The sequence below is a fragment of the Aeromonas sp. L_1B5_3 genome (assembly GCF_963866575.1).
Classification (GTDB): Bacteria; Pseudomonadota; Gammaproteobacteria; order Enterobacterales; family Aeromonadaceae; genus Aeromonas; species Aeromonas jandaei.
Map to the genome: position 1 here is coordinate 42,112 of NZ_CAWMDN010000127.1, position 23,039 is coordinate 65,150.

Here is a 23,039-nt window from a genome sequence, read left to right on the forward strand (position 1 = left end):
GAAGGGGCCAGACCGATAGCACTGACCCTGATAATTCAACCTTGTTTCACCCGCCGATGCAGGATCGGCCGTGGCAAAGCAATTCATACGATTTATGCCGGTCGCCACTGGCCATCACGCCAGCGAGTTGGCGGTGCGATAGCGACCCTCATAATCAAAAATCTTCTCTTTTATCTGCCAGAAGCGCCCCGATTTGCGGGCGATGACGAAATCGGGATGGCGAAACTGGCTTTCTGCCGCCAGCACGCTCGCCAGGGTGGCAAATTCGGGCTCCAGACCCGGGGCGGGCCAATGATGACGCACAAAGTGCTGTTGAAACAAGCGCCGTGCGCCCTCGGAGTGAAATCCGAAGTACTCATTGAGGGTGAGACCATCCTCATCGTGATAGGTCACCTCCAGCCGCTCCCCCTGTTTGCCGCGCCCTGCGGTGAAGGTGAGACCGGCGCAGCGGATCACCATGCAATCCTTGAGATTGAGCGCCTCTTTAAGCTTGTCGTCAGGGTCCACCAGCAGCTGATCGCAGCTCTGGCAGCGGCGGGCAGCGATGTCGTTTTCGGCGCCGCAAGCGGGGCAGATCTTGGCGCGAAAGCGGTAGTCGCACTCTTCGCGGTTGCCCTCGTCATCTTCAAACAGTCCCTGACAGCGGCGGCCGTAGTGCTCGATCACCTTGCCATCCTCGTCGGTCTTGCCCCAGAAGGTGTTGGCAAAGCCGCAGGCAGGGCAGGGCACCTGCACCGGCTCGGTACCCGCGTGGGGGCGAGGCTCCCCCACTTCGGGAGCAAACAGGTTGAAGTTGTTGCCGGCGTAGTCGAGCACCAGACAATCCTCCTTGCCCGGCGAGAGGCGCAGGCCACGCCCGACGATCTGCTGATAGAGCGAGACCGACTCGGTAGGTCTGAGCATCACGATAAGATCGACATGGGGAGCATCGAAGCCGGTGGTGAGCACCGCCACGTTGACCAGAAACTTGAGCTCGCGCGCCTTGAAGGCGTTGATGAGGGCATCGCGCTCCGGCCCCGGCGTTTCGCCGGTGATAAGGGCTGCCTGCTGGCCTCGGGCGCCAAGCAGGCCGTGAATTTCACGGGCGTGTTCGACGGTGGCGGCAAAGATCATTACCCCCTGCCGGTCGGCGGCATACTCCAGTACCTGACTCAGGATATGGGGTGTAACCCGCTCCTGCCGCTTGAGCTCGCCGTTGAGCTCCGCCTCGCTGAAGAGGCCGTTCTCCCGCGGCACCAGCTTGCTGAAGTCGTAGTGAACGATGGGGGCATCCACCATGCGCGGCGGCGTCAGGTAGCCGTTTTTGACCATAAAACGCAGCGGCAGCTCGAACACGCAGTCGCCGAACAGCCGCTCACCGTGGCTTTTGACCATGCCGTGGTAGTGGCGCCGGTAGATCCAGCCCAGCCCGAGCCGATAGGGGGTTGCGGTGAGACCGAGGATCTTGAGGGCCAGATTGGCGGCCTTGAGGTGGCCTAACACCTGATGGTACTGGCTGTCGTCATCGAGCGAGACCCGGTGGCACTCGTCGATGATGAGCAGCGAAAACGCCCCGTCGAAGGCATCCAGATTGCGGGCAACCGACTGCACCGAGCCAAACACCACCTGGGCGCTTGCCTCCTTGCGATCCAGCCCGGCGGCGAAGATGTCGGCCTTGAGCCCCCACGCCTCGTACTTGGCGTGGTTCTGCTCCACCAGCTCCTTGACGTGGGCCAGCACCAGCACCCGACCACGTGCCTTGCGGGCCAGTTCGGCGATCACCAGACTCTTGCCGGCCCCGGTGGGCAGCACCACCACGGCGGGATCCGGGTGTTTGCGAAAGTGGCTGATAACGGCGTTGACGGCGTCGGTCTGGTAGGGTCTGAGAACGAACATGCAGGTTTGGCGCGGGGCAGGGTAGGATGGCGCCATTATAGGGGTCTTGCCGCCACAAAAACAGCGGGCCGGCATGATGCCGGCCCGTTGAATAGATTGTGCTTAGTGGAAGGGGAAGATGTAGTTCATCCAGCTTGCCATGCGCAGCAGTACCTTGCGCATCACCGAGACGTGGTGGAAGTACTCGGTATAGACGGCGGCCTGTCCGCTGGCACCGGCAATCACCTGATACTTGGCCCACTCGGGGTCGGTGATGGAGATGAGCACCGGCATGCGGCCCGGACGGATAGCGCTGGTCTGATCCAGCAGCATGGCGTTTGCCTGCACGTTACCGGCGGCGATGGCCGGGATCACTGCGGTCACCTTGCCCTTGAAGATCTTGCCGGGGATACCGTCGATCACCACTTCGGCCTCGTCACCCACCGCCAGACGCTGCATGCTGTTCTGCCAGAACCAGCCGACATAGGCGGTCTCATCCTTGTGGATGAAGGTCATCACCGGACGATACATGAAAGGGGTGGCGATCATGCCGGGACGCAGGGCGAGCTGCACCACATGGCCATCACTCGGGGCATAGACCACGGTCTGGGCCAGCTGGTATTTGGCTTCATCGAGCTGAGCCTGCAGATCTTCCAGCATGGCGCGTTGCTGATCCATCTGGGCGGCGATCTCGTCCACGCTCGCCTGAGTGACGTCGAGGTCACGCTGCTTGCCGACGCCACGGCGCATCAGGTCGCTGGCGCGATCCCGATCCAGCTTGGCGGAGCGCAGTCTGGCATCGATCGACTTGAGTTGATCCTTGTTGGCATCGAGGCGGGCAGTCAGGCTATCCACTTTCAGTCTGAAAGGCTCGTCATCGAGGCGAAACAGCACGTCGCCCTTTTTCACCGGCTGGTTGGCTTGTACCGGCACTTCGACCACCCGGCCTTTGACCAGCGGCACAATGGGGGTTGAGAGGTAGTAGTTGCGCGCCATCTCGGAGTAGGGGTGGTTGTAGTTCATCAGCATGATGAGGGTGCCGATGAGGATCACGCCACCCAGCGCTGCGGTGGGAACAGTCCACTTGTTGAGCGGGATCCGGAAGATTTTGAAGATGGCCACGCAGAGTGCCGTGTAGGTCAGGATCAGTAGCAGGTCCATGATTTATCCCTGTTGCTCTTGCTGTTCGATATGGTTGAGACGGCCTTTCAGCTCTGCCAGCTCCTCTCTGAGGGCCGCGATATCGTCTTCATCTTTTTGCAGGCGCTGGTTAAAGCCCCAGCCCCGATCAGGGCGGTAGAGGGTGGCCCAGATCCAGAGGAACGGCCACAACACGTGCAGCGTAAACAGGCTGACCCAGCCGGCAACATGGATGGCATCCTGATGAGGGTGATTCCGATGTTTGGCGATTTCGTAAGGAATATCGTGGATCACGATGACTCCGTAGAAGATGACCAGCGCGACAAAGACGAGCAGGCCAAGGGCAAAGTAATCAAGGAACATGCATAACCTCCACTGGCTTCAAGCACAGCTTTATCATTGATTCATATATTCGGGAAAGCAATTGAAAATCACATATTTATCGTCAGGCCGCACGGAATCTTAAGGGCTTGTGCTGTATAGGAGCTTAAGGGAATAACGGGTTGTTTTATTGGCTTTTTTGTCAATGTAAAAGGGGCCTGTTGGCCCCCTTTTTTACAACCGGATACCGGCATCACCCTTCGCTGGGGTTGCTGACCAGCGGTTGGCGGAATTTCACCAGGAAGGCCACGGTAATCATGGTGGTGGCGGCCAGACCGATGATGGTCGAGATCCCCATCTCCAGCCCGAACCCGATGGGGGCGTTGGCCAGGTAGGTAAACACCACGGCGGTCATGAACATGGCCGGGATGGTGCAGACCCAGTGCAGCTTGCCCTCTTTGATGAGGAAGGCGGCAGCGGCCCACAGCATGATGACGGCGGTGGTCTGGTTGGCCCAGCCGAAGTAGCGCCAGATCACCCCGAACTCGGCCTTGGAGATGATGAAACCAAGAATGAACATGGGGATGGCGATCAGCAGTCGCTTGGCCATCGGTTTCTGGGTCAGCTTCAGGAAGTCCGCCACGATGAGGCGGGCACTGCGAAACGCGGTGTCGCCGGAGGTGATAGGCAGGATCACCACACCGAGAATGGCCAGAATGCCGCCCACGGTGCCGAGCAGGCTGGTGGAGACTTCGTGCACTACGGCCGCCGGGCCGCCGTTGGCCATGGTGGCGTTGAGCGCTTCGGTGCTGTCGTAGAAGGAGAGACCCAGGGTGCACCAGATAAGGGCGATGATCCCTTCACCGATCATGGCGCCGTAGAAGATGAAACGGCCTGACTTCTCGTTCTGCATGCAGCGCGCCATCAGCGGTGACTGGGTGGCGTGGAAGCCGGATACCGCGCCACAGGCGATGGTGATGAACAGCAGCGGCCAGAGCGGCAGCTCGGTCGGATGCAGATTGGAGAAGTCCATCCCGGTGTTGTAGAAGCCTTTGCCGGAGACAATCAGACCGATGATAAGGCCGACCGACATGAAGACCAGCAGGGCGCCGAAGATGGGGTAGAAGCGGCCGATGATCTTGTCGATGGGGACTATGGTCGCGAGGATGTAGTAGGCAAAAATCGCCATGATCCAGTAGACCAGATCGGTGGAGGTGAGGTTGGCGAGCAGCCCTGCCGGGCTTAGCACGAACACCACGCCGACCAGCATCAGCAGCACCACGGCGAACAGGTTCATGAAGTGTTTGGCGGCATTGCCCAGATGCTCACCGACTACGGTCGGTACCGAGGCACCTCTGGCGCGCACCGACAGCATGCCGGAGAAGTAGTCGTGAACCGCACCGGCGAAGATGCAGCCGAAGACGATCCAGAGCATGGCGACCGGGCCATAGAGGGCACCCAGAATGGGGCCGAAGATGGGGCCGACGCCGGCGATGTTGAGCAGTTGAACCAGATAGACTTTCTTGTCCGACATGGGGACATAGTCCACCCCGTCAGCCATGGTGATGGCGGGGGTTTTCAGCTCCGGTTTCGGGCCGAATATCCGTTCGATGAATTTGCCGTATATGAAGTAGCCGGCCACAAGTAAGCCGACACAGAGGAAGAACCAGATCATTGCTACGCTCCTGCATTGTTATTTTTAGGTGTGCGCAGCCACTCTAGGACGTTGGGCTGTTAATGGCAGGTGAAAAAAGATGAGCGGCGCCATGGCGTGCCGAGCGGTCGGCGGCTGTGATCAGGCGCACACTCCACGGTTTACTCCAGCCCTAGTTGCTCCTTCAGCTCTTTCAGGTAGCGGCGGCTGACTGGCACCCGGGCGCCGCTCGGGGTGACTATCTCCGCCAGCTGGTTATCGAGCAGCCGGATCTCGAAGATGGCGTCGGGGGCGATGAGATACTGACGGTGGCAGCGCAGCAGCGGGCTCTTCTCCTCCAGGGATTTGAGGGTGAGCTGGGTGTGGAACAGTTCGCCCTGACAGGCGACATGGACGCCGCCCAGATCGGAGAAGGCATACTCCACCTGCGCAATGGGCAGCAGCCGTACCCGGTTGTGCAGATAGCCGGGAATATGGCGGATGGCAGGGGCCAGCGCTTCGACCGGTTGTGGGGAGATATCTTGCTTGAGACGGGCGAGGGTCTTGGCCAGCCGCGCCGGTTCCACCGGCTTGAGCAGGTAGTCGAAGGCGTTCTCCTCGAAGGCCTGAATGGCGTACTCGTCAAAGGCGGTGACAAAGACGATGCGGGGCAGGGGGTCAAGCATGGCGACCAGCTCCATGCCGCTCAGCTTTGGCATCTGGATATCGAGAAAGACCACGTCTGGCTTGAGGCGCTGAATAAGCGGCAGCGCCTCGATGGCATTGCCTGCTTCCCCCACTATCTCGATGGCGGGATCACAGGCAAGGTGCTGTTTCAGCTCTTCGCGGGCGTAGTGTTCATCATCGACTATCAGGGTCCGGATCATGGTTGCTCCTTGGGCAAGGTGACGGAGACGCGCGTCCACAGCTCCGGCTCGCAGCTCACTGTCACCCCGTAGCGCTCGCCAAAGGCGCTCTTGAGGCGCCGATCCACTATGGTCATTCCCAGTCCATCTCCGGCCGGACGTGGCTGCCAGGCACCGGCGTTGTCCTTCACATGGATGGTTACTGTCTCCTGTGTCTCTTCCGTGTAGAGATGCAGGCACCCCTTCTCCAGCAGGGTGGAGATGCCGTGCTTGATGGCATTTTCGATAAGGGGCTGCAGGGTGAAGCTTGGCAACTGCAGCGTGGCCAGATGGGCCGGAATATCGTTTTGCACCGTCAGTCGATCGCCAAAGCGGGCCAGCTCGATCTCCAGATAGGAGCGGCAGTGCTCCTGCTCCTCCTGCAGGGTGGTAAGGCCGCTCTGGCGCTTGAGATTCTTGCGGAAAAATCGCGACAAATGCAGCAGCAGATCCCTCGCCTTGCCCGGATCCTGGCGGGTGATGGCGCTGATGGTGTTGAGGGTATTGAACAGAAAATGGGGGTTGATCTGGGCCTGGATCAGTTTGAGTTCGGACTGCACCAGCAGCCGCTGCTGCTGCTCCAGCCGACCGGCCAGCAACTGTTGTGACAGCAGGTTGGCAATCCCTTCTCCCAGGGTGTGGTTGATCTTGAGAAAGAGCCGCTTTTTGGGCTCGTAGAGCTTGATGGTGCCGATCACTCCTTTGTCCCCCTGCAGCGGGATCACCAATACCGAGCCCAACTGGCATTGAGGCGAAAGGCTGCAGCGATAGGGCTGAGCATTGCCATCGGCGAACAACACCTTGTTGCGCTCTATGGCGCGCATGGTGATGGCAGAGGTAATGGGCGTGCCCGGCAAGTGGTGATCTTCGCCGGTGCCGATAAAGGCAAGGATCTTGTCGGTATCCGTAATGGCCACGGCGCCGACGCCGGTCTCCTCCTGAATGATGCGGGCTATCTTGTGGCTCGCCTCGGGGGTAAAGCCCTGACTCATGATCCCCACGGTTCGGTTGGCGATATTGAGCGCCTTGGCGGAGAAGACCCGAGAGAACTTCTCATACATCTGCTGCTGATCGCGGATCATGCTGATAAAGAGCGCTGCACCGCAGGAGTTGGCCAAAATCATCGGGGTGGCGATGGTACGCACCAGCAGCAGGGATTTGTCGAACGGGGTCGCCACCAGCAGGATGATGACCATCTGCAGGATTTCGGCATAGAGGGTGGTAAAGAAGGCGATGCGCGGTTCGAACAGTGCATCCATCTTGCCGGCCCGCATCAGACGCCAGTGCACTATGCCGCCCAAGAGCCCTTCGCAGGTGGTGGAGATGGCGCAGGCGAGATCGGTGAATCCCCCCAGAGTATAGCGATGCAAACCCCCGGTCAGTCCGACCAGAAATCCCACCAGCGGACCACCCAGCAAGCCGCCCAGTACGGCCCCGACGGCCCGGGTATTGGCGATGGCGTCATCAATGTCGAGGCCGACATAGGTGCCAAGGATGCAGAAGCTGGAAAAAATAATGTATATCAGTACCTTGTGAGGTAGTCTGACAGAATAGTTGGCAAGCGGTCGCAGCAGCGGGCTTTTGGAAAAGAGGTAGGCGATCACCAGACTGACGCTCATCTGCTGCAGCAAGGAGAGGACCAACTGCATAAAAAACGCTCCTCATAAGTCGGGTGAAATAATCGCCAGTCCGTGCATAAGTGTGATCAGGATCTTGTTCTGGCGGCCGAACGGGGCGGCACGGTCTGCCAGTTTGCCAGAACGGATGGATAAAACCATATTAAATCAGCAAGTTAAATTGATATTTGTGTAAGCGCACCGGGGTTGGTATTGGTGGATGGAGCATGAATGTATCCGCTGGATACGCCACACGGAGGTGGCATGCTCCGCCCGGCCCAATGGCTGGGCGTTTTTTATACATGGTCAGATGACAACCTTTCGGCGGGTCTTCGAGCAATTATTCCGGTTTGTCCAATGAGTTATCCCCAGCTTCTGGGGATAACTCAAAACGCAAAGTAGTAACAGAAGCGACGGGTCAGATTGAAGAAGAGCCGTTGCCCCTCATCCAGCTCTTCCTGCTTGATAAAGGCGGTGATGGTGCGCTCGTCCTCGCGCAGATCGATCATCGGTACGGCTTCCGGGCGCTGTCCCTTGATATAGGTGAGAATTTTCGGTTTGAGCGGCATGGTCGGTTCGGTGGACAACACCAGCGCCACCGTTTCGTCCGAGAGTTTCACCAGCGATCCCGGTGGATAAACCCCCAGCACCTTGACCAGCAGCTTGACCAGCGTCTGATCGAACTTCTTCTGGGAAAGTTTGTAGAGCTGGCTGATGGCCTGGCTGGGCGCCGCCGGATTGGCGCTGCTGCGCGGATGCAGCAGCTCGTCATAAAAGTCCACCAGTCCAATCAGACGTGCCAGCGGTGGTATCTCCCCTCCCTTGATCCCCAGCGGATAGCCGCTGCCGTCGAGCCGTTCATGGTGCAGATGTGCCACCTGACGGATCTTGGGCTCGAAGGCATTGAGCTGGGTCAGCATGTCGAGCCCGTATTGCGGGTGCATGTTGAGAAAATTTTGCTCTGCCTTGCTGAGCTCACCACGCTTCTGGATGATCTGGCTCGGTATCTTGAGCTCGCCGATATCGTGGATAAGTCCGGCCAGACCGGTCTCTTCCAGTTCGATGGGGTTCATGCCCAGTTCGCGTGCCATCAGCATGGCGATAAATGCCACGTTGAGGCTGTGCTGCAGCAAAATGTCGGTGTGGGGGTTGCGGATCAGGTGCAGCCCAAGCGGACCCTCATGCTGACTGAGTTGGAGGGCGGCATTGCGAACAATCTGGGCGGTATTGGCCAGTCCCTCGTCCGGTTTCAGGTTGAGGGATCCCAATGCGTCGCGCAACTCGCTCATTGACTGGCCAAATGCCTTGTCGGCGGCACGCATGGAGCGGCGGAAGGCTTTTTCGTCAAAGGGGGGCGGGCCCGAGGCGATCAGCTCTTCCAGCTCTTCGAGGTCGGGGCCGGCATCGGGCACATCGCCGCGCAGCAGCGGCTCGATCGGCAGGTCGCTCTTGTCGGGATCCACCATCATGAGGTTCAGATCAAGGTGGCGAATGATGTCCAGCTGCTGTTGATCCTTGATCTTGAAGGCATTGAACATAAAAGGATGGTTTGTCCATCCAGTGGGAAGATGGATAAAGTGGCCAACCCTCAGCTGTTCTATAGAGGCTTCGATCAGTGCCATTGATCAACTCGCATTTCTTGAATGCCTACCCAACAAGCTAGCAAAATCCGATGGATAGACAACAAAAAAACCAAGGCAACGGCTGACTGGATGCGAGGCTGTGATGATGCGCACGGAGCGCTGCGTTATCTCTTAATTCGCGCTTAATTTTTGCCTTCTACGCTGGCGGCACTGTTTCTGGTAGTGTTGCCCCGCCATTTATTGTGTCGTCCGGCATTCAGGAGTCTTCTATGCGCATCACGCTCGGTGTGATGAAGGTGAATTTGTTGCTGGTGCTCTTTTTTGCACTGGTGCTGAACTGGCCTTTCTTTCTTCGTTTTTATTCTGTTATCAGTGGCCTGGAACATGTCCGGGCCGGTTTCGTTATCTCGGTTCCTCTGGTGCTGCTTGCCGCACTCAACGCTGTCTTTATCCCCTTTACCTTCCGCTGGTTGCTCAAGCCCTTCTTTTCGCTGCTGATCCTGACGGGCTCCATCGTCAGTTACGCCATGCTCAAGTACGGCGTCATCTTCGATGCCAGCATGATCCAGAACATAGTGGAGACCAACAACAGCGAGGCGACCTCCTACCTGAATGTGCCGGTTGTGCTCTGGTTCCTGCTGACCGGCGTGTTACCCATGGTGGTGCTCTGGTCGCTGAAGGTGCGCTATCCGGAAAACTGGTACAAGGGGCTGGCCATCAGGGCTGGCGCACTGGCCCTCTCGCTGCTGTTCGTAGGAGGTGTTGCCGCACTTTACTATCAGGATTACGTCTCGATCGGCCGCAATCATCGGATCCTGGGCAAGCAGATAGTGCCGGCCAACTATGTCAACGGCATCTACAAATATGCCCGCGACGTGGTATTTGCCACTCCCATCCCTTATCAACCCTTGGGGACGGATGCCAAAGTCATCGCCAAAGGGGATAAACCGACCCTGATGTTTCTGGTGGTGGGGGAGACGGCACGCAGCAAAAACTACTCCCTCAACGGTTATGACAAACCGACCAACAGCTTTACCGATAAAGAGGAAGGGATCGTCTCGTTTCGGGATGTGCGCTCCTGCGGCACCGCCACCGCGGTTTCGGTGCCCTGCATGTTCTCCAACCTGACTCGCCGTGGCTATGACGAGCAGCAGGCGAACGCTCAGGATGGCTTGCTCGATGTGCTGCAGCATGCCGGCATCTCGGTGCTCTGGAAGGACAACGATGCCGGTTGCAAGGGGGTATGCCGCAATGTGCCGACCATCGATATAGCGCCAAAGGATTATCCGGCCTTCTGCAAGGGTGGTTCCTGTTATGACGAGGTACTGCTGGAAGGGCTGGATCAGCAGATCGCCCGAATGAAGGGCAATAAGCTGGTGGTCTTTCACCTGATGGGGAGCCATGGTCCGACCTACTATCGCCGCTATCCAGCCAGTGATCGGGTATTCGTGCCCGACTGCCCGCGCAGCGACATTGAAAACTGCAGCGACGAGGAGCTGGTCAACACCTATGACAACACTATCCGCTATACCGACAAGGTGGTGGCGCAGCTTATCGACAAGCTCAAGGCTCTGGAGAGCAAGTACAACACCGGCCTGCTCTACCTCTCGGATCACGGTGAGTCGCTAGGGGCCATGGGGCTTTACCTGCACGGCACACCCTACAAGTTCGCGCCGGACGATCAGACCAAAGTCCCCCTGCTGACCTGGCTCTCTCCGCAAATGGTGGCCGCCCGTCAGCTGGATATGAGCTGCCTGGCCGGGGAGGCGAGCAGCAAGCGCTTCTCCCACGACAACCTGTTCCACTCGATGCTGGGGATCATGGATGTGCAGACCAAGGTCTACGACGGGGAGCTGGATCTTTTCAAAGCCTGCAGAAGTCAGTAATAAGGGGTCGAGATTCGCCCAATAAAAAACGGCAGCCACTGGCTGCCGTTTTTTATTGCAAAAGATAAACCTTACTTCTGCTCCATGATGATCTGCAGCAGGTCTCCCTCCAGCAGGGCACGTTTGACCAGCGCAAAGCCACCATAGGTCGGCTGGTTCTGGAAGCGCGCCTTCACGATGGGCAGGCCACGGTGGAAGCTTGGCAGGGACTGGTGCTCTACGCAGCGGCGGATAGCCGGGAAGAGGATCTCTTCGGCTGCGGTGATTTCGCCGGCGATCAGCACCTTTTGCGGGTTGAACAGGTTGACCGTGATGGCTACCGCCCGTCCCAGATGCTCGCCGACGTTCTCGATGACGCTGCGAGCCAGTTCGTCGCCCGCCAGCGCCGCCTTGCACACCTCCTGAATGGTGATGTGCTTCTCCTGCAGCGAGCTCTGGTGGCCGCGGCTGATAAGCTCCTTCACCTTGTCGATGATCGCTTCGTTGGAGGCGATGGTCTCAAGGCAACCGAAGTTACCGCAGTGGCAGCGCTTGCCGAGCGGCTCGACCTGGATATGGCCGATCTCGCCGACGTTGCGGTTCTGGCCGAGGAACACCTGACCCTTGGTGATGATCCCGGAGCCTGTGCCCTGGTGGACGCTCACCAGAATTGAGTCCATGCAGTCGCGGGACTCGCCGAAGAAGTGTTCGGCCAGCGCCAGCGAGCGGGTGTCGTTGCCCACGTAGCAGGGGAGGTTAAAGTGGTTCTCAAGCAGCTTCGCCAGTCCCAGATTACGGATCTGGTACTTGGGGGTATAGATGACCATGCCGGATTCCGGATTGACCAGACCCGGCATGGTGAGGGCGATGCTGATGAGATTGCGGCTGCGCTCGGCGTTGGCGTCGATGAAGGCGCCAATTTCCCGCAGCAGCATGTCGACCACGGGCTGCTGGTCGATCTCGGTCACCTGAATGACGTGCTGGTCGAGCTCCTTGCCGTCGAGATCATAGAGACTCAGCTGCAGGTAGCCACGGCCCAGCTTGGCGGAGACAAACTGAAAGCGATGCTTGATGGTGGTCAGCGAGATGGCTCGCCGCCCGCCGGTGGAGGCTTGCGGAGAGGTCTCCTTGATCAGGCCATGCTCGATCAGTTGCCGGGTTATTTTGGTCACGCTGGCCGGGGCCAGCTGACTCAACTCGGCAATTTTGACCCGCGAGATGGGGCCTTGCAGGTCGATGAGCCGATATACGGCTGCACTGTTGACCTGCTTGATAAGATCTACGTTTGCTATTTGTCCGCCAGTCATGATGTCACTGTTGTGTGTAGTGTCCGTTAACCACGGTCCCACGGACCGTGAAGTCCTGATCGAAGACAGTGAGGTTGGCTACTTTACCGACCTGGATACTACCGAGACGTGAGTCCCATCCAATGGCGCGCGCGGGATAGAGGCTGGCCATTCTCAGTGCTTCATCGAGCGGTAATCCGACCTGCTTGACCAGATTCTCCACCCCTTCAATCATGGTGAGGGAGGAGCCGCCGAGTGTACCATTCTCGTCAATGCACTGACCATCGCGCAAAAAGACGGTGGTGCCACAAAAATCAAATTTCTCAAACCCTTCCGGTGCCCCTGCCGCAGCAGTGGCATCGGTAACCAGCACCAGTCGCTCACCAAGGATCTTGTGTGCCAGACGCACGTTGGCCCAGTGCACATGGTGGCCATCGACGATGACGCCAGCGTAGACATCCTTGCGGTCATAAATGGCGCCCACCACACCCGGCTCGCGACCGTTGAGGGTCGGGGTCATGGCGTTGTAGAGGTGGGTGGCAAAGCGAATGCCGTTGTCAAAACCAGCCATCGCCTGGTCATAACTGGCTGCAGTATGGCCGGCAGAGACCAGGATCCCCGCATCCACCAGACGGCGAACGTGGGCCGGATCGTTGCGCTCCGGTGCCAGGGTGATCTTGGCAATGGCGTCCGCGTTGGCGCAGAAGAAGTCGATCATCTCGTCCGCTGGCTGGCGGATTTGCGCGGCAGGGTGGATACCCTTGCGCTTGAGGTTGGTGTAGGGACCTTCCAGATGGACACCCAGCACCTCGTTGGGGTGGGCGGCCATGTAGTTACGGGTGACGGCAACGGCCTGCTTCATGTCCGCATCCGGACTGGTGATCAGGGTCGGCAGGAAGCTGGTGGTGCCGGATTTCAGGTTGGCCGCCTGCATGGTGGCCAGGGTTTCGGTGGTGATCTCTGTATTGAACATCACGCCGCCACAGCCGTTGAGCTGCACGTCGATGAAACCGGCGGTCAGATTGGCGCCTTTGAGGTCAATCTGTTCGATACCCGCAGGCAGCTCGGCCTCGCGGGAGATGGCGACAATCTTGTCGCCCTCGATAAGCACCCCGTAACCGGTCAGCACGCAGCTGCCGGTATAGAGAGTGCAGTTGGTCAATGCGTACATGGGCGCTCCTTACAGACGGCCGATGTTGGCGGCTTCCAGCTGCTGGAAGTAGCGAACGGTCTTGACCTTGAGCTCCATGGTGGAGGGCTCGTCACACACCATCATTCCTTTCGGATGCAGTTGCAGGGTGGAGATGGTCCACATGTGGTTGACGCTGCCTTCCACGGCGGCCTGCAGAGCCAGTGCCTTGCCGTGGCCGGTCACCAGGATCATGATCTCTTCCGCATCCATCAGGGTGCCGACACCCACGGTCAGCGCCAGCTTGGGCACCTGCTCCATATCGCCACCGAAGAAGCGGGAGTTGGCGATGCGGGTATCTTCGGTCAGGGTCTTGACCCGGGTGCGGGAGGAGAGGGAAGAGGCAGGTTCGTTGAACGCGATGTGGCCGTCGTTACCCACGCCGCCCATGAACAGGTTGATCTTGCCGTAGGACTTGATCTTGTCTTCGTAGCGCTTGCACTCGGCCACCAGATCTTCGGCATTGCCGTTGAGAATGTTGATGTTCTCGGGACGGATGTCGATGTGGCTGAAGAAGTTGTTGTGCATGAAGCTGTGGTAGCTCTCCGGGTGATCTTCCGGCAGGCCGACGTACTCGTCCATGTTGAAGGTGACCACGTTCTGGAAGCTCACTTCGCCAGCCTTGTGCAACTCAATCAGACGCTTGTAGGTATTGAGCGGAGTGCCACCGGTGGGCAGGCCCAGTACGAAGGGGCGGTCTGCTGTCGGCTTGAAGGCATTGATACGGTCAACGATGTAACGGGCAGACCACAGGCCTACTTGGCTGGCGGACTTCAACGGAATCAGGCGCATATGGATACCTCTGTGTCGGGTTGCGACCGGCTTGACGGTGGCAATGGGCTAAGACGAATTTAAGTTGTTTTATAGCGTAAATAAAGATTGCGAACTAAGCCACATCTATCCACCACCTTTATCTTGTTTGGGTGATAACGATCACGATTATCGGTTTATTAATTTGCGCAGCGAAATAAAAGCCCTAGACTGCAAATCAAGCCTTGATGGCTTATGCGTCAAACGTGATAAGCACTTAATTTCTAGAAAAACATTAACTAAGGAGAGGAACCGTGAACATTCTCGGTTATTTGCAAAAGATCGGCCGTGCCCTGATGGTGCCGGTAGCGGTATTGCCTGCCGCCGCGATCCTGATGGGGGTTGGCTACTGGATTGACCCGAATGGTTGGGGTGGTGAGAGCGCGTTGGCTGCCTTCCTGATTAAAGCGGGTGCCGCCATTATTGATAACATGTCCGTACTGTTCGCAGTCGGTGTTGCTTACGGTATGTCCAAGGATAAAGACGGTTCTGCTGCTCTGGCAGGTCTGGTCGGCTTCCTGGTCGTTACCACCCTGCTGAGCCCGGGCGCTGTGGCCCAGATCAAGAGCATCCCGGTGGAGCAGGTTCCTGCCGCGTTTGCCAAGATCAGCAACCAGTTCGTCGGTATCCTGTGTGGTGTTATCGCCGCTGAGCTGTACAACCGCTTCAGCAGCGTCGAGCTGCACAAGGCTCTCTCCTTCTTCTCCGGTCGTCGTCTGGTACCGATCGTAACCTCCGTCGTGATGATCGTCGTATCTTTCATCCTGATGGCAGTATGGCCGGCAATCTACGGTGGTCTGGTCTCCTTCGGTGAGTCCATCGTGAGCCTGGGCTCCACCGGCGCCGGTATCTACGCCTTCTTCAACCGTCTGCTGATCCCGATTGGTCTGCACCACGCCCTGAACTCCGTGTTCTGGTTCAACGTGGCCGGTATCAACGACATCCCGAACTTCCTGGGTGGTCAGGCTACCATCGATGCCGCTCTGGCCGCTGGCAAGAGCCTGGATCAGGTGAAAGGCGTGGTCGGTATGTACCAGGCTGGCTTCTTCCCCATCATGATGTTCGGTCTGCCGGGTGCCGCTCTGGCCATCTACCACTCCGCCAAGAAAGAGAACAAAGAGAAAGTTGCGTCCATCATGATCGCTGCTGCCTTTGCATCCTTCTTCACCGGTGTAACCGAGCCGCTCGAATTCTCCTTCATGTTCGTAGCTCCGGTACTGTATGTCATCCACGCCGTGCTGACCGGTATCTCCGTGTTCATCGCTGCCTCCATGCACTGGATGGCCGGTTTCGGTTTCAGTGCCGGTCTGGTGGATATGGTGCTCTCCAGCCGCAACCCGCTGGCAACCAACTGGTACATGCTGATCCCTCAGGGTCTGGTCTTCTTCGGCCTCTACTACACAGTGTTCCGCGTAGTCATTGCCAAGCTGAACCTGAAAACTCCGGGTCGTGAAGATGATGAAGCTGCTGCTCCGGCTGCTGCCCAGTCCACCAACCGTACCGAGCTGGCCAAGCAGTATCTGGAAGTGTTGGGCGGTCAGGACAACCTGGTTACCATCGATGCCTGCATCACCCGTCTGCGTCTGACCCTGAAAGACCGCAGCATCGTCGATGAGCGCAAGCTGAAAGCCCTGGGTGCGGCCGGTGTGGTCAAGCTCGGTGAGCAGAACCTGCAGGTGATTCTGGGCCCATTGGCCGAAATCATCGCCGGTGAGATGAAAGCCCTGCGTTAATCGAGCGACTCGCTCACCTCAAGTCTAAGTCCATTGTTGACATAACTAAGGGCCCCGCCTCGGGGCCCCATATAAAAAAAGCCAAGAAAATCCAACCTTTACTTCAAATGAGAGCAGCAGTTATGAACTTGAAACATTCTCTGTTAGCCATTGCCATGTCTACCGTTTTCGTCAGCCAGGTCCAGGCAGCCGATGCCGCCAAGCAAGCCGTGGTCGACTCCCTCGCCAACAACCTGGTGGTCAAGTATGAAGTGGTCACCAACGATGGCGCCGGTGCCGGTCTCGATTGCCAGGCTCTGGGCTCCGAGTGGGCGAGCTGTGGCGTTGCCAAGCTGCACCTGACCAACACCGGTGCTGACGTCACCTCCAAGGACTGGAGCATCTATGTCTCCTCCATCCGCCGCATCCAGCGTGTGGACAACGACCAGTTCACCATTACTCACCTGACCGGCGACCTCTATCGTTTGACGCCAACCGAGAAGTTCCAGGGGTTCGCCAAGGATGCCACCGTCGAAGTACCGCTGGTGGTCGAGTATTGGGTACTGTTCGAATCTGACATCATGCCGAACTGGTATGTCGCCAGCGAAGGTGCCGAGCCGAAAGTGCTGGCCAGCATGAGCAACATCGATGATGCCACCACCTACGAGAAGCCGATGCCGGCTGATGGCTGGAAGCGCATCAAGGATGACAAGAACATCCTGATGAACAGCGAGACCCGTTTCGCTGCCAACCAGACCAGCACTCTGCTGCCGGCTGGCAAGGTCGACAACCAGATCCTGCCGACCCCGATGAAGCAGGTGGTCAAGGCTGGCCCGCAGGTTGACTTCTCCACCATCAAACTCAATGCCCTGGATCTGCCGAGCGATCGCGCCGAAGCCCTGAAAGCACAACTGACCAAGCTGGGTGTTACCCTCTCCGACACCGGCTACCCGGTCACCATCAAGCTGGGCAGCAAGCTCAAGCAGGCCGAAGGTTATGACATGACCATCGGCAAGAAAGGCACTGTTATCAAGGGTCATGACATCGAAGGCGCCTACTGGGGTGCTCAGTCCCTGATCTCCCTCTTGGGGGTCAACGACAAGCTGGTTAGCCAGATGACCGTTGAAGATGCGCCGCGCTTTGAATACCGCGGTATGCAGACCGACGTGGCTCGTCACTTCCGCAGCCTGGACACCATGAAGAAGCTGGTTGACCAGATGTCTGCCATGAAGCTCAACGTGCTGCACTTAGGATTGACCAACGATGAAGGCTGGCGTCTCGAGATACCGGGTCTGCCGGAACTGACTCAGGTCGGTAGCCAGCGTTGCCACGATCTCTCCGAAACCAAGTGCCTGCTGCCGCAACTGGGCTCCGGCCCGACCAGCGACAACCAGGGCTCCGGCTTCTACAGCAAGTCCGACTATATCGACCTGGTGCGTTATGCCAGAGCGCGCGGTGTGACCGTCATCCCCGAGATCAACATGCCGGCCCACGCTCGTGCCGCCGTGGTCTCCATGGAAGCGCGTTACAAGCGTCTGATGGCTGAAGGCAAAGAAGCCGAAGCCAACCAGTTCCGCCTGACTGACCCGGCTGATACCTCCAACGTCACCTCGGTTCAGTTCTACGACAAGATGTCCTTCATCAACCCTTGCCAGCCGGGTGCTGCCACCTTCGTGGCCAAGGTGATGGATGAAGTTGCCCAGATGCATCAGGCCGCCGGCCAGCCGTTGACCGCATGGCACTACGGTGGTGACGAAGCGAAGAACATCATGCAGGGCGGTGGTTATCAGGATCCGGCCGTAACCAAGAAAGAAGAGCTGGTGGCATGGAAAGGCAACGTCGACTCCAGCAAGCAGGACAAGCCGTTTGGCAAGTCCCCGATGTGCCAGAAGATGATCGACGATGGCAAGATCAAGGACGTTGCTGAACTGCCGGTTTACTTCGCCAAGGAAGTGGGCGAGATGGTCAAGGGCCACGGCTTCTCCACCCTGCAGGCGTGGGAAGATGGTCTGAAGTACGCCAACAGCGCCAAGGACTTCGCCACCGACAACACCCGTGTCAACTTCTGGGAAACCCTCTACTGGGGTGGCTTCAACGAAGCGATGAAGTGGGCGCACAAGGGTTACGAAGTGGTCCTGTCCAACCCGGATTACCTCTACTTCGACTTCCCGAACGAGGTACACCCGGCTGAGCGTGGCTACTACTGGGCAACCCGTTTCAACGACACCCGCAAGGTGTTCGCCTTCGCCCCGGAAAACCTGCCGCAGAACGCCGAGACCTCGGTTGACCGCGACGGTAATGCCTTCGTGGCCAAGGGTGACCAGGATCCGGTCAAGTTCAAGGGCATCTCCGGCCAGCAGTGGAGTGAAACCGTACGGACCGACGCTCAGTACGAGTACATGGTTTACCCGCGTATCTTCTCCATGGCCGAGCGCGCATGGCACAAGGGTGGCTTCGAGCTGAACTATGTGAAAGGTCGCGAGTTCTCCGGCGAGACCAAGCATGTCAACAAGGCCACTCTGAACAAAGAGTGGAACCAGTTCGCCAACGTGCTGGGTCAGCGCGTTCTGCCGAAACTGGATCAGGCCGGTGTTGAATACCGCCTCTCCGTACCGGGTGCCAAAGTGGTGAACGGTGTGCTGGAAGCGAACGTGGATCTGCCGGGTCTGCCCATCCAGTACAGCTTGGACGGCAAGACCTGGAGTGCCTACGACGCCGCGGCCAAGCCGACCGTTGATGGCAAGGTCTACCTGCGTACCACCAGCTTCGATGGCAAGCGCACCAGCCGCGTCACCGAGCTGAACTGATAGTACAGATGTCGTAACGCAAGGTGGGTCGCAAGACCCGCCTTTCCCAAGGGCGATGGTCTATCGGATTTGGGAAAGGTTGACTGTGCGTGTGAGCCTTTGTTGTGTGTGTATTGTCTGTTTTGTTTTTCATCACTTTCAGCCCCGCCTTGTGCGGGGCTTTTTTATACATCCGGCATTACGAGGCTGCTTTGACCCGCTTTTTAGCACGCCAATAGCCCGGAACTGCCAAATTCAGGTTGAGGCAGGGCGCGTAATGAGGGATCATATCCGGCTTGACGGCGGGGGGATGAGGGTGCCAGCCGGCACAACTTCCGCCAGTGACGCTTTTTTGAGGTGAGCCATGAGTCAGGCGAACAGCCCAACTAACTTTATTCGTCAGATCATTGATGAAGATCTGGCCAGCGGTAAGCACAGCAGCGTGCATACCCGTTTTCCGCCCGAGCCGAACGGTTATCTCCATATCGGCCACGCCAAATCCATCTGCCTGAACTTCGGCATCGCCCGCGACTATCAGGGCCAGTGCAACCTGCGCTTTGACGATACCAACCCGGCGAAGGAAGATATCGAGTACGTTGAGTCCATCAAGCAGGACGTGCAGTGGCTCGGCTTCCAGTGGAACGGCGAGATCTGCTACTCCTCCGACTATTTCGACAAGCTGCACGGCTACGCCGTTGAACTGATCGAAAAGGGTCTGGCCTATGTGGACGAGCTCTCCCCCGAGCAGATGCGCGAGTACCGCGGCACCCTGACCGAGCCGGGCAAGAACAGCCCGTTCCGCGACCGCAGCGTGGCAGAGAACCTGGCCCTGTTCGAGAAGATGAAGAACGGCGAGTTTGCCGAGGGCTCCGTCTGCCTGCGCGCCAAGATCGACATGGCTTCTCCCTTCATGGTGATGCGCGATCCGGTTATCTATCGCATCAAGTTTGCCCACCACCACCAGACCGGTGACAAGTGGTGCATCTACCCGATGTATGACTTCACTCACTGCATCTCGGACGCCCTGGAAGGGATCACCCACTCCATCTGTACTCTGGAGTTCCAGGACAACCGTCGTCTGTACGACTGGGTGCTGGACAACATCACCATCGACTGTCACCCGCGTCAGTACGAGTTCTCTCGTCTGAACCTCGAATACACCGTCATGTCCAAGCGCAAGCTGAACCTGCTGGTGACCGAGAAGCACGTTGATGGCTGGGACGACCCGCGCATGCTGACCGTCTCCGGTCTGCGTCGCCGTGGTTACACTCCTGCCTCCATCCGCGAGTTCTGCAAGCGCATCGGCGTGACCAAGCAGGACAACATCGTCGAGATGAGCATGCTGGAAGCCTGCATCCGTGAAGACCTCAACGAGAATGCGCCGCGCGCCATGGCCGTGCTGCACCCGGTGAAGGTGGTGATCGAGAACCTGGCTGCCGATGAAGTGCTGACCGCCCCGGCTCACCCGAGCAACGCCGAGATGGGTACCCGCGAGCTGAACTTTACCCGCGAAATCTTCATCGACGAAGCCGACTTCAAAGAAGAAGCCAACAAGCAGTTCAAGCGTCTGGTGTTGGGCAAGGAAGTGCGTCTGCGCAATGCCTACGTCATCAAGGCCGAGCGCATCGAGAAGGATGCCGACGGCAAGGTTACCTGTATTTACTGCAGCTACGACCCCGAGACTCTGGGTAAGGATCCGGCCGATGGCCGCAAGGTGAAAGGGGTGATCCACTGGGTCAGCGCCACTCACTCCCTGCCGGCAGAAGTGCGTCTCTACGACCGTCTGTTCAAGGTGCCGAACCCGGGTGCCGAAGAGGACTTCGAAGCGGCTTTGAACCCGGAATCTCTGGTGATCATCGAGGGTGCCCGTGTCGAGGCTTCGCTCAAGAACGCCAAGCAGGAGCAGGCTTACCAGTTCGAGCGCGAAGGCTACTTCTGCGCCGACAACAAGCTCTCCAGCCCGGAGCATCTGGTGTTCAACCGCACTGTTGCCCTGCGCGACTCCTGGGGCAAGGTAGAAGGCTGATACAGTGGGGCAGGGGAGACTCTGCCCTCCATTGTGCTTCTATCCTGTTTCGAACAATAAAAAAGCCAGCTGATGCTGGCTTTTTTATTGTCCGTGATCTGATGTTGCAGCCGACTCAGTCGTCGTGCTTGCACTCACCGCTGGCACAGTGACCGTAAAGGTAGAGACTGTGGTTGGTGAGACGGATATTGTGCTTTTTGGCGATTTCGCTCTGGCGCTGCTCAATCACCTCGTCGGAGAACTCGATCACCTTGCCGCAGTCCAGGCAAACCAGATGGTCGTGGTGCTCCTGAGTCGCCAGCTCGAATACCGACTTGCCCCCTTCGAAGTGATGGCGGGTCACGATACCGGCATCATCAAACTGGTTGAGAACGCGGTAGACGGTGGCGAGGCCAATCTCTTCACCCAGATCGATCAGGCGTTTATAGAGATCTTCGGCACTGGTGTGTTGGCAGTCCGGCTGTTGCAGGATTTCCAGGATCTTGACCCGGGGCAAGGTGATCTTGAGCCCGGCCTTTTTTAACGCTTGGTTGTTGTCTGCCATATTCTACTTATTCGCATTCTCGAAGGTGGGGTTTATTCTGATGGACTGCCGCGGGAATGGCAACCTTCAACTCGCTTGGCCTGTCATTATAGGTCGTTGCATCCCTAAAAATAAACCCGCAAATTCAAAGGGTTTAGCCACTCATCCGGGTCTGGATTGAAATAATCAATCACCTTGATCGACTTGCCGGGATGGCAGATGTTGATAAGATGTAACTTTCACATGTCTGGTCGGATGAGATCCATGGATTGGCTTTTTGACAACGCGGCCTGGGTGCGCCGCGCCCTCAATGCCTGGCCCCCTTTCTGGGGCGCCGGCATCAAGATAGAGACCCTGAGCGATGATTTTCGCTACTGCCGGGTCACCCTGAAATCCCGCTGGTGGAACAAGAATGCCAACCGCACCCAGTTTGGCGGCAGCATGTTTGCCATGACAGATCCCATCTATCCGCTGATGCTGATGGGCTACTTCAAGAACCGTTATTACGTCTGGGACAAGGCGGGCAGCATCAACTACATCAAACCGGGCAAGGGCAAGCTGGTGGCGGAATTCAACCTGAGCGACGGCAAGCTGGCCGAAATCGTGGCGGCGACCGAGGGGGGTATCAAGTACTTTCCCGAATTCGAGGTGACGGTGCAGGACGGTCAGGGAGAGCTGGTGGCGCAGGTGAAACGTACCCTCTATGTGCGGGCCAAACCCGAGCACAGGGGAGAGTGAACGGCAGCAAATTGCAGATAGAACAAGGGCCCAGACGGGGCCCTTGTTGCTGCAAGCAGGGGGAGGAGATTACTCCAGCTCGCCCAGGCACATCTCTTCGTGCAACTGTTTGCACCAGCCTTTGACGCGCTCGGCGGTCAATTCAGGCTGACGATCTTCGTCGATGCCCAGACCAACGAAATGCTTGTCATCTACCAGCGCCTTGGAGGCTTCGAATTCGTAACCGGCAGTCGGCCAGTGACCGATGATGATGGCGCCTTTGGCTTCAACGATGTCGCGCAGGGTACCCATGGCGTCGAGGAAGTACTCGGCGTAGTCTTCCTGATCGCCACAACCGAAGATGGCAACCAGCTTGTTGGTGAAGTCGATTTCGCCCAGATCGGGGAAGAAGTCGTCCCAGTCGGCCTGTGCTTCGCCGTAGTACCAGGTCGGGATGCCGAACATCAGCAGATCGAAGTTCTCGATGTCGGCCTTGCTGCTCTTGGCGATGTCACGGACTTCAATCAGATTTTTGCCCAGCTCTTTCTGGATCATCTTGGCGACAGCTTCGGTGTTACCGGTATCGCTGCCAAAAAACAGACCTACACTTGCCATAGTGTTTAGTTACCCGTATTTGGTGTTAATGCTTGACGCTCAGACTGCAATATCCACCGCAAAGGCGGACTCAATCTGTTGCTTCAGGATAGATTGGATCAGCTCGGCTCGGCTGATGTTCTGTTGCAACGCAAGTTGGTTCAGGCGCTCCAGCAACTCGGCCTCCACCTTTAACTCTACCCGCTTCAGCCCATTCTCCCGATCGCGCTTAAGCTGGTTACGCTTGTTGATCTTGAGTTGGGTCTCGCGGGGGAGTGGGTTGGTCTTTGGCCTGCCGGGGCGCTTCTCGTTTGCGAACAGATCCAGTGTTGTTCGATCAGTTTGCTGTTTGGCCATACATCACAGATGAAAATTGTTAGCCTAGTCCTGAGCCTTCCCAGCCCAGTTCGATCAGCCCCTTGGCGACAAAACCTGCACAACCCAGAAACAGTACCAACCCTGTCTCTTATACACATCTC

Annotated in this window: 18 protein-coding genes and 1 pseudogene; 5 read left to right on the forward strand and 14 right to left on the reverse strand. The window is 58.0% G+C overall.

Annotated features, from left to right (window positions below):
- Nucleotides 1-114 precede the first annotated feature (114 nt).
- From AACR93_RS16000 to AACR93_RS16030, 7 genes are all read right to left on the reverse strand, one after another.
- The gene (locus AACR93_RS16000; protein WP_043851333.1) at nucleotides 115-1,875 is read right to left on the reverse strand and encodes a DEAD/DEAH box helicase; all 1,761 of its coding nucleotides are present in this window, start codon (nucleotides 1,873-1,875) and stop codon (nucleotides 115-117) included.
- Nucleotides 1,876-1,977: 102 nt separating this feature from the next.
- Nucleotides 1,978-3,015 carry an HlyD family secretion protein gene (locus AACR93_RS16005; RefSeq protein ID WP_043851321.1) on the reverse strand — a complete coding sequence of 346 codons (1,038 nt, stop codon included), beginning with the start codon at nucleotides 3,013-3,015 and terminating at the stop codon, nucleotides 1,978-1,980.
- A 3-nt stretch (nucleotides 3,016-3,018) separates the two neighbouring features.
- A complete protein-coding gene (locus AACR93_RS16010) occupies nucleotides 3,019-3,357 on the reverse strand; it encodes a DUF3302 domain-containing protein (RefSeq protein WP_033113465.1) in 339 nt (112 codons plus the stop codon).
- 211 nt (nucleotides 3,358-3,568) lie between these two features.
- Nucleotides 3,569-4,990 (reverse strand): carbon starvation CstA family protein, encoded by a 1,422-nt coding sequence (locus tag AACR93_RS16015; protein WP_043851322.1) that lies wholly within the window; start codon nucleotides 4,988-4,990, stop codon nucleotides 3,569-3,571.
- 140 nt (nucleotides 4,991-5,130) lie between these two features.
- Complete coding sequence (btsR, locus tag AACR93_RS16020) at nucleotides 5,131-5,835, reverse strand: two-component system response regulator BtsR (protein ID WP_043851323.1); 705 nt, start codon at nucleotides 5,833-5,835, stop codon at nucleotides 5,131-5,133.
- Nucleotides 5,832-7,502, reverse strand: coding sequence for a sensor histidine kinase (locus tag AACR93_RS16025; protein ID WP_043851324.1), 1,671 nt, complete (start codon nucleotides 7,500-7,502; stop codon nucleotides 5,832-5,834). The genes btsR and AACR93_RS16025 overlap by 4 nt, the downstream gene beginning before the upstream one ends.
- Nucleotides 7,503-7,855: 353 nt before the next feature.
- Nucleotides 7,856-9,091 carry an HD-GYP domain-containing protein gene (locus AACR93_RS16030; protein WP_042032413.1) on the reverse strand — a complete coding sequence of 412 codons (1,236 nt, stop codon included), beginning with the start codon at nucleotides 9,089-9,091 and terminating at the stop codon, nucleotides 7,856-7,858.
- A 230-nt stretch (nucleotides 9,092-9,321) separates the two neighbouring features.
- Between AACR93_RS16030 and AACR93_RS16035 the strand changes: the two genes are divergently transcribed.
- A complete protein-coding gene (locus tag AACR93_RS16035; protein ID WP_043851325.1) occupies nucleotides 9,322-10,938 on the forward strand; it encodes a phosphoethanolamine transferase in 1,617 nt (538 codons plus the stop codon).
- Between the two features lie 71 nt (nucleotides 10,939-11,009).
- Here the strand turns inward: AACR93_RS16035 and nagC are convergent, their stop codons facing one another.
- The 3 genes from nagC to nagB are packed head-to-tail and all read right to left on the reverse strand — an operon-like array spanning nucleotide 11,010 to nucleotide 14,184.
- The gene (gene nagC, locus AACR93_RS16040; RefSeq protein ID WP_033113459.1) at nucleotides 11,010-12,224 is read right to left on the reverse strand and encodes a DNA-binding transcriptional regulator NagC; all 1,215 of its coding nucleotides are present in this window, start codon (nucleotides 12,222-12,224) and stop codon (nucleotides 11,010-11,012) included.
- Nucleotides 12,225-12,228: 4 nt separating this feature from the next.
- On the reverse strand, nucleotides 12,229-13,374 hold the full coding sequence (nagA, locus tag AACR93_RS16045; protein WP_043851326.1) for an N-acetylglucosamine-6-phosphate deacetylase: 1,146 nt from the start codon (nucleotides 13,372-13,374) through the stop codon (nucleotides 12,229-12,231).
- A 9-nt stretch (nucleotides 13,375-13,383) separates the two neighbouring features.
- Nucleotides 13,384-14,184, reverse strand: coding sequence for a glucosamine-6-phosphate deaminase (gene nagB / locus AACR93_RS16050; RefSeq protein WP_043851327.1), 801 nt, complete (start codon nucleotides 14,182-14,184; stop codon nucleotides 13,384-13,386).
- 272 nt (nucleotides 14,185-14,456) lie between these two features.
- Here nagB and nagE point away from each other — a divergent pair, with 272 nt between their 5' ends.
- The 3 genes from nagE to glnS all read left to right on the forward strand — a co-directional run bounded on the left by nagE (nucleotide 14,457) and on the right by glnS (nucleotide 20,726).
- The gene (gene nagE / locus AACR93_RS16055; RefSeq protein WP_043851328.1) at nucleotides 14,457-15,935 is read left to right on the forward strand and encodes an N-acetylglucosamine-specific PTS transporter subunit IIBC; all 1,479 of its coding nucleotides are present in this window, start codon (nucleotides 14,457-14,459) and stop codon (nucleotides 15,933-15,935) included.
- Nucleotides 15,936-16,057: 122 nt separating this feature from the next.
- A complete protein-coding gene (locus AACR93_RS16060; protein WP_043851329.1) occupies nucleotides 16,058-18,721 on the forward strand; it encodes a beta-N-acetylhexosaminidase in 2,664 nt (887 codons plus the stop codon).
- Nucleotides 18,722-19,064: 343 nt separating this feature from the next.
- On the forward strand, nucleotides 19,065-20,726 hold the full coding sequence (glnS, locus tag AACR93_RS16065; RefSeq protein ID WP_043851330.1) for a glutamine--tRNA ligase: 1,662 nt from the start codon (nucleotides 19,065-19,067) through the stop codon (nucleotides 20,724-20,726).
- 115 nt (nucleotides 20,727-20,841) lie between these two features.
- On the opposite strand, the gene fur is transcribed toward glnS, so the two are convergent.
- Nucleotides 20,842-21,270, reverse strand: a complete 429-nt coding sequence (gene fur, locus AACR93_RS16070) for a ferric iron uptake transcriptional regulator (protein WP_033113453.1) — start codon at nucleotides 21,268-21,270, stop codon at nucleotides 20,842-20,844.
- 243 nt (nucleotides 21,271-21,513) lie between these two features.
- Between fur and AACR93_RS16075 the strand changes: the two genes are divergently transcribed.
- Nucleotides 21,514-21,987: a DUF4442 domain-containing protein gene (locus AACR93_RS16075; protein WP_033113452.1), complete on the forward strand. Its 474-nt coding sequence runs from the start codon at nucleotides 21,514-21,516 to the stop codon at nucleotides 21,985-21,987.
- A gap of 69 nt (nucleotides 21,988-22,056) precedes the next feature.
- On the opposite strand, the gene fldA is transcribed toward AACR93_RS16075, so the two are convergent.
- The 3 genes and pseudogenes from fldA to AACR93_RS16090 form a co-directional block, all read right to left on the reverse strand.
- The gene (fldA, locus tag AACR93_RS16080; RefSeq protein WP_033113451.1) at nucleotides 22,057-22,581 is read right to left on the reverse strand and encodes a flavodoxin FldA; all 525 of its coding nucleotides are present in this window, start codon (nucleotides 22,579-22,581) and stop codon (nucleotides 22,057-22,059) included.
- 39 nt (nucleotides 22,582-22,620) lie between these two features.
- Nucleotides 22,621-22,917 carry a LexA regulated protein gene (gene ybfE / locus AACR93_RS16085; protein ID WP_005334297.1) on the reverse strand — a complete coding sequence of 99 codons (297 nt, stop codon included), beginning with the start codon at nucleotides 22,915-22,917 and terminating at the stop codon, nucleotides 22,621-22,623.
- Between the two features lie 19 nt (nucleotides 22,918-22,936).
- Nucleotides 22,937-23,017, reverse strand: a pseudogene (locus tag AACR93_RS16090) (DUF2788 domain-containing protein); the annotation flags it as partial.
- Nucleotides 23,018-23,039: the final 22 nt, after the last annotated feature.